The organism is Candidatus Methylomirabilota bacterium (assembly GCA_035936835.1).
In the GTDB taxonomy this organism is placed as follows: domain Bacteria; phylum Methylomirabilota; class Methylomirabilia; order Rokubacteriales; family CSP1-6; genus AR37.
The window spans coordinates 1-5,128 of the sequence record DASYVT010000171.1 but is presented as its reverse complement, the minus strand read 5'-3'; the positions used below and the strand labels follow the sequence as shown (position 1 = coordinate 5,128).

General features: G+C 67.4%; 6 protein-coding genes. 2 read left to right on the top strand and 4 right to left on the bottom strand.

The features are described from left to right. On the top strand, window positions 1-183 hold a 183-nt coding region (locus VGV06_15355), incomplete at its 5' end, for a 2-dehydro-3-deoxyglucarate aldolase (GenBank protein ID HEV2056524.1). Continuing rightward, on the top strand, window positions 116-571 hold the full coding sequence (locus VGV06_15350) for an aldolase/citrate lyase family protein (GenBank protein HEV2056523.1): 456 nt from the start codon (window positions 116-118) through the stop codon (window positions 569-571). The genes VGV06_15355 and VGV06_15350, both read left to right, overlap by 68 nt. A gap of 15 nt (window positions 572-586) precedes the next feature. Here the strand turns inward: VGV06_15350 and VGV06_15345 are convergent, their stop codons facing one another. The 4 genes from VGV06_15345 to VGV06_15330 form a co-directional block, all read right to left on the bottom strand. Continuing rightward, entirely contained in the window at window positions 587-823 is a 237-nt protein-coding gene (locus VGV06_15345; GenBank protein ID HEV2056522.1) for a hypothetical protein, read from the bottom strand. Between the two features lie 60 nt (window positions 824-883). Beyond that, the gene (locus VGV06_15340) at window positions 884-1,117 is read right to left on the bottom strand and encodes a hypothetical protein (protein ID HEV2056521.1); all 234 of its coding nucleotides are present in this window, start codon (window positions 1,115-1,117) and stop codon (window positions 884-886) included. 230 nt (window positions 1,118-1,347) lie between these two features. Next, a complete protein-coding gene (gene tauD / locus VGV06_15335) occupies window positions 1,348-2,178 on the bottom strand; it encodes a taurine dioxygenase (GenBank protein ID HEV2056520.1) in 831 nt (276 codons plus the stop codon). A gap of 73 nt (window positions 2,179-2,251) precedes the next feature. Then, window positions 2,252-5,128, bottom strand: a 2,877-nt coding sequence (locus VGV06_15330; protein HEV2056519.1) for an AAA family ATPase, incomplete at its 5' end; no start/stop codon positions are given.

Genomic DNA, 5,128 nt, shown 5'->3' with positions numbered 1-5,128 from the left:
CTCGCGCGCATCCCCGAGGTGAGCGAGCTCGGCATCAAGCGCATCCTGGACGCGGGCGCCTGGGGCTTCGTCGCCCCCAACGTCAAGACCCGCGAGGAGGCGCAGATCGTCGCGGATTACGGCCAGTACCCGCCCAAGGGCCTCCGGAGCCTCGGCTCCGGCCGCTTCGCCCTATCCTTATAACACGGACCCCAAGACCTACTTCGAGCGGGCCAACGAGGAGATCCTCCGCGTCGTCCAGATCGAGCACATCGACGCCGTCAAGCGCATCGACGAGATCCTCTCCGTACCCGGCATCGACGCCTGCTTCATCGGCCCCAACGACCTCTGCAATTCCATGGGGCTCGCGCCCTCGCTCGACCCGCCGCACAAGGAGTACGAGGAGGCGATCCAGGCCATCCTGCGATCGGCCAAGAAGAACGGCGTGGCGCCGGGCATCCACACGCCGACCCCCGAGGCGGTCAACCGGCGGCTCGCGGAACGGTGGCTGATGGTCGGCTGCACCAGCGACCTCTATCACCTGACGGCGGGCGCCAAGGCCGCCCTCGCGGCGATCAAGAAGCCGGCGTAGGCTTCCGAGCGAGCGTCAGGCCTTCGACGAGTCCTTGGCCTTGATGACCCAGTACAGGGCCAGGATCAAGAACACGCCGAGGAAGGTCCCCGCGGGGACCTTCTGCATCAAATCCAAGGCGTTCGCTGCCACCGACGAGATGAAGCCGCCGCTTCCTCTCCCGAGAATGATGTTCAGAAGCACGCACAGGATGACGAGCAGAAAGCCCGCCTCGACGACGTGCCAGCCGAACTTCGTAATCTGACGAATCATTACTGTCCGGCAAGCCAGGAGTGGGGGATGCCCGCCCCTGGCTCGCCGTCTACCTGATCGTTATGACAGGTGCCGCTTTGAGAAGAGCCACAGGATGATGCCCAAGGCGATGAGCCCCACCAGACCGGTCTGGCCGAGACCCTGGACCAACCCAACGATATTGCCTACGACCCCCCCGAAGAACGGGAGGGTACCCCCTACCAGCAAGCTTGCTACGATTGCAAGGGCCAGTAGCATCAGTCCGATGTCGGTGATTGCTCCGATCGCAGCCTTGACCTTGTTTAGGGCGTCCATGCAGGACCTCCTTGTCCTAGGTTGAAGGCCAGTCTCGGGTCCTCAGGCCCCTCGGCACCGCCCCCATCCACGGCCGCCGCATGGAGAAGCCCAGCCCTACCACCGAGCGGATACTGCCAGTCCCGCCCGCGATGGATACTGGGCCGTAGCGAGCGCAGTGTCAATCCAATACTAAAGCCCCAGGTGCCATCGTGCGATCCGTCATGAGGTCGGGCCGAGGCCCTGCTCCCTCACGGCCTGTAAAAGGGTTTGTCGCCCCGGACCGTCACGCGATGCCCGTGCCGCCGCTGCGGGTAGTAGTCCCACATGGCGTGGTGCTGGACGCAGCGGTTGTCCCAGAACGCGATGGAGCGCTCCTGCCAGCGGAACCGGCACTGGAACTCCGGCGTCTCGATGTGGCGGAAGAGAAACTGCAAGATCGCGTCGCTCTCCGGCCGCTTGAGCTGGACGATTCGCGTCGTGAAGCCGCTGTTCACGAAGAGCGCCTTCCGCCCGGATACGGGGTGCGTGCGGATAACCGGGTGTTCGGCCTTCGGGAAGGTCTTGCCCTCGTCCTTCACGCCGTAGCGCCCGCGGTAGACGTGCTCGCCCTCGTGCATGGCGGTGAAGTCCTCGAGGAGCCGCTTCATCGGCTCCGACAGCGCGTCGTACGCCGCGTACATGCTCGCGAACAGGGTGTCGCCGCCGACCGGCGGGAGCTCGTGCATGTAGAGGATGCTCCCCATCGGGGGCTCGGGATCGCAGGAGACGTCGGAGTGCCAGTTCTCTCCGGCCACGTGCTTCGACTTCTCATCGGCGTGGATGACCAGGATCTCGGGGTGCCCCTCGACGAGGCCCGGGGCGGCGGGATGGACATGCAGCTCGCCGAATCTCCGGCCGAAGTCCTTCTGCTGGTCCGGCGTCAGGCGCTGATCGCGGAAGAAGATCACGCAGTTCTCGATGAGGCAGTCGTGGATCTCCTTGAACGTGCCCTCGTCGAGCGGCTTCGAGAGATCGACGCCGTGGACGACGGCGCCGATATGAGGCGTGAGCTTCTCCGCGCGGATCCCCTGCTGTGCCATGTGTATCCTCCCTGTGTTGGCCGGGATTCTATGCCTCTCGCGCGGGCTCTTCAACAGATGACCGCAACGGCTCTCATCCCAACTTTCTCAGCTCGGCCTCCGCCTGCTCCAGCCAGAACCGCATGTCCATCTCGCGGTACATCGTCGTCGCGGTCGTGAAATGCTCTTGCGCTTGCTCGCGCTTGCCCGTGCGCCGGTGGAGCTTGCCGAGCCCGAGGTGGCAGTGGGCGACGAGCGGGCGCATGCCGCGCGGCTCGGCGAGCGCCAACGCCTGGCGGTAGTGGGCCTCGCCGCTCTCGGCATCGAACCGGTCGGGATGGGTCGCGATGTCGCCGAGCAGGTGCAGCGCATGGGCCGCGTACCCGGGTTGATACGGAGACGATTGGACCGCGCGGTCACCCAGGCTCCGCGCCTGGTCGAGCCGGCCGAGCAGCAGATAGGCGCGCCCCAAGGCGTGGTAGGCCCAGCCCCGAAAGTGGATGATTCCCATCACCGCGAGGCGCTCGAACAGCTGCTCGCCTTCCCGGAGCCGGTTCAGCGCCTCGCTCGCCTCGCCAAGCTGCGCCAGGACCCAAACCGAGGAAGCGACCGCCCAGGGAAGCTGGATGATGACGTTCCCCGTCCTGAGCACCGCGATCCAGTGCTCGATCAGTGAGCGCGACTTCGCCCAGTCGCCCTCGAGGAGATGGAGCATGCCCGCGGCACGGTAGGCGCAGCCGACGGTGAACGCATGCTGCGTCGGCTCGGCGAGCCGGATCGCCTCGGCTTCGTACTCGGCCGCCTCGGCGAATCTGCCGAGCTCAGCGAGGCTCATTACCAGCCAGTGGCGATCGTAGACCGATGGCGGCGCGGCAAGTTCGAAATACTCGTGGACTCGGTCGGCTGGCAACGCCGCGAGGTTGTCGGTGGCCAGCTCAACCACTCGCTCGTACTCGCCCCGGTAGTAATGCACCTGCTCGAGAAAGTTCGTGGCAAGAATGCGGAGCCCCAAGTCTCCGAGGCGCCCGGCGATCTCGAGTGCGCGGGTGCCAGTCACGAGCGCCTCGTCCAGCCGCCCCGCCTGCGATTGAGTGTTCGCCATGAACGCGCAGACACGACCACGCCTACGGTCGTCGTTCAACCGCTCGGCGAGAGCCTCGGCCTCGCGCAGGCGCTCCAGCGTCTGCCGTCCTTCACCGAGCTGGATCAGCGGCCCCCGCAGTTCTAGGCGAATGTCGAAGGCCTGCTCCAGCGTGGCCTGGCTCTCCGGCAGCGCCTCGAGGACACCCAGCGCCTGCTCGAACCAGGCCCGGGCGTCCGGGAGCGCCGACCGCGCGGCCGCCTTGCCTCCGGCCTGCCGGAGATAGTGCACCGCCTTCTCCCGCAACTCGCCCCGGACGGCGTGATTGGCGAGCCGTTCGATCTCTCCGCCGGGGCGATCGCGGTGGAGTGTCTCGATCGCCCCGACGATCCGCGCGTGCACCTCGCGGCGGCGATCGTGCAGCAGACCGCTGTATGTGACCTCGTGCGTGAGCGCATGCTTGAAGGTGTATTCGAGATCCGGAAACAGTCCGGCCTCGTAAACGAACTCGGTGGCCTGCAGGTGGTCCAGTCCGCGACGGAGCGCCTCGTCCGGCAGCTCGGCGATCGCCTGGAGCAGCGCGAACGGGACGTCCTTGCCGACGACGGAGGCGACCTGCAGGAGGCGTTTGTCCTCCGGAGGGAGGCGGTCGATGCGCGCCGCCAGCATCGCCTGGACCGTGGCCGGGACCTGGATGGCCTGGACCGGTTGCATCAGCCGATACCGGCCGCGCTCCCCCGCCAGCGCCTTCGTTTCCACCAGCGTCCGGACGGTCTCCTCCAGGAAGAACGGGTTCCCGCGCTTGACCAGCAGCTGCTTGAGCGGCGCGAGTCCAGGGTCCTCCCCGAGGAGCGCCTCCAGCAGCTCCCCGGCGCTCTCGGCCGGGAGCGCGTCGAGCCGCATCTGGCCGTAGGACGTCTTGCTGCTCCAGGCGTGCTGGTACTCGGGACGGTAGTTCACGAGCAGCAGCAGGCGCGCCGAGCCCAGGCTGTCGACGAGCGTGTCGAGAACGGCCTGAGTCTCGCCGTCGATCCAGTGGAGATCCTCGAAGATCAGGAGGAGGGGTTGCTCGCGCGCTTCCCGCAGCAGCAACCGCTTTACGGCGTCGAGCGTCTGCTGGCGCCGCTGGCCAGGGTCGAGCGTCTGCCACGCGGCGTCGTCCACCGGCACGTCGAGCAGGGCCAGCAGCGCCGGCAGCGTCGGCTTCAGAGACTCGTCCAGGGCGAGCAGCTTGCCCATTACTTTCTCGCGGATCTCGCGGAGGTCATCCCGGTCCTGGATCTTGAAGTAGCCCTTGAGCAAGTCGATCACCGGCAGGTAGCTCGTGGCCTTGCCGTACGAGACCGACGCGCTCTCGAGGGTGAGCCAGCCCTGCAGGCGGTGCGAGTGGGTGAGCTCGTAGACCAGACGTGACTTGCCCACCCCCGCCACGCCCACGATCGCCGCCACCTGCCCGTGACCCTCGCCCGCGAGCTGCTGGGCGCGGCGGAGCTGCTCCAGCTCGGCGTCGCGGCCGACGAACCGCGTGAGCCCGCGCCCGACGGCCGCCTGCAGGCGGGTGCGCGCCGGGCCGGCCCCTGTCACCTCGTAGATCTCCACCGGCTCGGCGAGCCCCTTCACCGGCACGGGGCCGAGTGACTTCACCTCGACGTAGCCCTCGGCCAGCGCCAGCGTATCGGGCGTGATCACGATCGCGCCGGGATCGGCGAGCTGCTCCATGCGGGCGGCGAGATGCGTCGTCTGGCCGACGGCCGTGTAGTCCATGTGGAGGTCGCTGCCGATGGCGCGCACGACGACCTCCCCGGAGTTCAGCCCGACGCGGATCTTGACCACGGCCGCGTGAGAGCGTCGCACCTCTTCCGCGTACTTCTTCACGCTCTCCTGCATCCG

What these genes read in the sequence shown, in the direction of transcription:
- VGV06_15340 (HEV2056521.1), bottom strand. Translation starts at nt 1,117, where the DNA reads ATGGACGCCCTAAACAAGGTCAAGGCTGCGATCGGAGCAATCACCGAC.
- tauD (HEV2056520.1), bottom strand. Translation starts at nt 2,178, where the DNA reads ATGGCACAGCAGGGGATCCGCGCGGAGAAGCTCACGCCTCATATCGGC.
- VGV06_15345 (HEV2056522.1), bottom strand. Translation starts at nt 823, where the DNA reads ATGATTCGTCAGATTACGAAGTTCGGCTGGCACGTCGTCGAGGCGGGC.